The 3,143-nt window shown below is 58.1% G+C and carries 2 protein-coding genes and 1 pseudogene; 1 reads left to right on the plus strand and 2 read right to left on the minus strand.

The genetic code is table 11. The features are described from left to right. Both AC1DZU_RS35395 and AC1DZU_RS35400 read right to left on the minus strand, forming a co-directional pair. The coding region (locus AC1DZU_RS35395; RefSeq protein ID WP_477292077.1) for a VCBS domain-containing protein at nt 1-729 on the minus strand (729 nt) is incomplete at its 3' end. A 1,133-nt stretch (nt 730-1,862) separates the two neighbouring features. After that, nucleotides 1,863-2,015 (minus strand): annotated as a pseudogene (locus AC1DZU_RS35400) (DUF3606 domain-containing protein); the annotation flags it as partial. 77 nt (nt 2,016-2,092) lie between these two features. Between AC1DZU_RS35400 and AC1DZU_RS35405 the strand changes: the two are divergent. Continuing rightward, nucleotides 2,093-2,971: an ATP-dependent DNA ligase gene (locus AC1DZU_RS35405; RefSeq protein WP_477292079.1), complete on the plus strand. Its 879-nt coding sequence runs from the start codon at nt 2,093-2,095 to the stop codon at nt 2,969-2,971. Nucleotides 2,972-3,143: the final 172 nt, after the last annotated feature.

Below are 3,143 nucleotides of genomic sequence, written 5' to 3' on the forward strand. Positions count from 1 at the left end.
GCCGATGTTGGCCGCGCCACCGTTGGAGGTTGAATCCGTCAGCGTGAATGCGCCACTGGCGATCAGCGCGGCTGCCCCGGCGGGCAACGAGAACGGACTGCCATTGAGCTGCACCACCGGGCTGCCCACGACCGACGCATGCAGCGTGTTGCCGACGTCGAGATCGCTCACCGAGAAATTGCCCGTGATCGCCGCCAGGTTCTGGGCCGAGGCTCCAGTCAGTTCGAGTCCCGCCGCCGAATCGCTTGTGTCGCTCAGAACCGGCCCGTCGTTGGTCCCCGCGAACTGAATGGTCGCGGTTGCCCAGCTGAGCGTCCCGTTGCCGAGCCGGATAGAGTAGATAAAGGTATCCGTCAAATATTGGCCGGCATTCAACCCCTGCAACTGCGACCTGAAGGCAGCCGACAAGAACGCTGTATCGTATCCCACCTTCCCGTCGGCCGTAATCCAGATCTTTGCGCCGTTGGCACTTGTATCGGAACCCGCGGATTCAATCCGTCCTAAGTCCTGCGTCAACAAATCGGCTGCGATGTAGCCGCTCATCGCGCCAGTGTTGTTCGTTCCGTTATCGACAGACCACAGTGATTTGGCGTTTCCGCCTAGATCGTTGGCCATTACGTTGAGGATAATGGTCCCGAAACTGTCTTCAGTGAGCCCGGTGAAAACGCTGGTGAAGAAATCATCCACTGCCTGCGGCGTATTTGAAAAGGACGTCGTTGTTCCACCCATAACAGTTTCCCCTAGTGCCCGTGGAGCGCTTGCCCGAAGCGCAAGTTTTTATGCGAAACATTCAACGCCGGCCGGGCGTCAACGCCCGTCGGCCTGCAACGTCGCCAATCAAAGGAAATCCAATGCGAATGGCTTGCGATCGCCAGCCAGGGAATGATCCCGGTGAGCGCCCCAGGATCGTTGCTCATCCGATCGAGCGAAATAGTAGGCGGGGCGCAAAAAGAGGATGGCCGCACCGTCGGTATAACTGAAGACGTCGTCCCCGGACTGCCTTGTATTGGAACGCGGTATCGCAGTTCCACCGGCACCAAAGCCATTTTAACTACCCCCCACCCTTACTCGTACGCTTTTACAGATACAGATGCCCTCCACATCTATTTCACTGCCGCATTGATAGATTAGCACTCCCTGTCTGAAATAGTACGATCAACATGCGAATTCGGCATACGGCTACTGTCAGTTCATAGTCTAGTCACAGTAAAGCCACAGTCCCGCGATCAGCCAGACATCAACATTGCCGTCCACAAGTAAGTCTTGGCTACAACATGTTGCCGCGACGACTCTGGCAGCGCGCTGCGTTCGCTTTAAACCCCATGGCGCCCTTTCCCTGATTGCAAGTCAGGGTTCTTTTTTAGAAGGCGCTTATATTAGCAGATTCTTAACGCCAATGAAGAGTAAGCGTCAACATCCAAACGGATGAACGGTTAACGCAGTCAATGTGATTAGCTTTGCGGGCGGGATCGTCCAAGACGACGCTGATCGCTTTTACGATCTCACTAAGAACCGTGGGCGCCATCGTGGCCAGTGCGGCTTCCTGATCTCGACGGCGCTGGCAAAGGCGGCGATCATTCACCGCTTGTTGACCATTTTAGGCCACGCTCATAAACGGACATGCTAGGTAGCTCGTACATGCCTAAGGCCCCAGCGCATCGACCAGCGCCGGGGCCTTCTAGTTCATCCAATACGGCTGGGTACCTCCTACAGCCGCGTGAAGTCGGTAAGCCCTAGGGGTATTCGCTGGGCCTTGCCGTGCAATCGATCTCATCATGAAACGGCGCATGAGGATCGAACACTAACCAATACACATGAGACCGCAGCTCCCTCAGACGGCGGCCCGAGGTCCGATAGCTTGGTCACCTGGGCTGGTACACCAGCTTTCTTGCGGCCCGTTCCAGGGTCGTACGATTGTTGCCATGCCTTCTGATCAGGTACCGCGCCTCAGGCATAGTCAACTGAAACTTCCTCGCGATGTGGGCAACTTCATAAGCCTCTTCGGCTGGTGCGCGGTCGCGGTCGTGACATGGCTAACGGAACAGAGGCATCTCTGCGATATTGAATCAAATTCGAGTTGCGGGGAGTTCCCATGCGTAAGCGTGCCGGTGGCGTCCGGTTGTCGTTCATTCCTCCGCTTATGCCCACCTTGGTCGAGAAGCCTCCCGAGGGCGATGGCTGGATTCACGAGGTGAAATTTGACGGCTACCGCTCGCAGATCATCATCGACGAGGACGGCACGCGTATCTACACCCGGCGTGGTCTCGACTGGACTTCGAAGTACCGCAACCTTGCTGCGGCGGCGGCGTCACACGGGGTGGAAAACGCTATAATCGACGGCGAGATCATCGTCTTGAACGATGCCGGCCTGTCGGCCTTCGGCGAGCTTCGCAAGGCGATAACGCGCCGGCAGCACGACCTCTACTTCGTTGCCTTCGATCTGCTGCATCTTAACGGCCACGATCTGCGCGATATGGAGCTGGAGGAACGACGTGAGATCCTCGCCGGCATGATCGAGCCCGGAGGGCGTATCCAGTTCAGCGAGGCTCTGCCAGGCGAAGCCAAGGCCATCTTTCACCTGCTGGACCAGGCCGGGCTTGAGGGCATGGTGTCGAAGCGCCGCGACCGCAAATACCGCAGCGGTCCGTCTACGAACTGGCTGAAGGCCAAATGCTACTCGATCGACGAATATGAGTTGCTCGGCGTCGAGCGCCAAGCAGGCAAACCGGCGTTTGCCCTGATGGCTGATCGAGCGACGGGCAGGTATGTCGGCTCCGCCTTCATCAACTCGCGCGGTGCCATCCGAGACCGACTGTGGAAACGCGTCCAGGAACACGCCGGGCCGCCGCCGGACGACATGAAGCGGCCGGCGACGCAATGGGTTAAGCCGGGCATTATCGGGCGCGTGAAGCACTTGCGCGGGGAGGAAGATCTGCGGCACGCGTCGCTGCAAGATTTTCGAGAGGAGTGATATAACGAACGAGCTGAAACTCACGCTTCAGATCACGTTGGCGGTGCCAACTGCGAGATGGCGACGCCGCGTTCCCAGGAGGACGCTATGGTTAGATGGCAACTTCCGATCGCCGCCGGCATGGTTCTGACTTGGTGCGCCGCAGATGGCGCCGAAGTTGGCGACCTGTATG

Source organism: Mesorhizobium sp. P2_A12 (assembly GCF_056405075.1).